The sequence below is a fragment of the Mesorhizobium sp. M1A.T.Ca.IN.004.03.1.1 genome (assembly GCF_003997555.1).
GTDB lineage: Bacteria > Pseudomonadota > Alphaproteobacteria > Rhizobiales > Rhizobiaceae > Mesorhizobium.
In genome coordinates this window covers 1-264 of sequence record NZ_RZTV01000478.1, presented here as the reverse complement: position 1 = coordinate 264, position 264 = coordinate 1, and the positions used below count along the sequence as shown (strand labels likewise).

1 pseudogene is annotated in these 264 nt (G+C 62.5%); it reads right to left on the bottom strand.

The window, feature by feature from the left end:
• A pseudogene (locus tag EOD29_RS32510) lies at window positions 1-249 on the bottom strand (ABC transporter permease); the annotation flags it as partial.
• Window positions 250-264: the final 15 nt, after the last annotated feature.

Sequence of the window (264 nt, the reverse complement as noted above, 5' to 3'; positions counted from 1 at the left end):
GCCGCCGGCAATCAGAACAACCGTCAGCCCGATGGCGAGTACGCCTGATATGGCGGATTGGCCGAGCACGTTGCCGATATTGCCGACACTGAGGAAGTAAGGTGCGGTGAGCGAGAAGACGATCAGAATGGCTGCGAAAGCGATCAGTGATCCGAAACGCAGCGCCGCAGCCGCGATGTTGCCGCTCGGCCGGGGAGGCGGTTCTAGTGCCGAAAAGCCGGCAGGCGCGAATTCCACTTCAGCCGACATGGCGCTGTCCCTCCG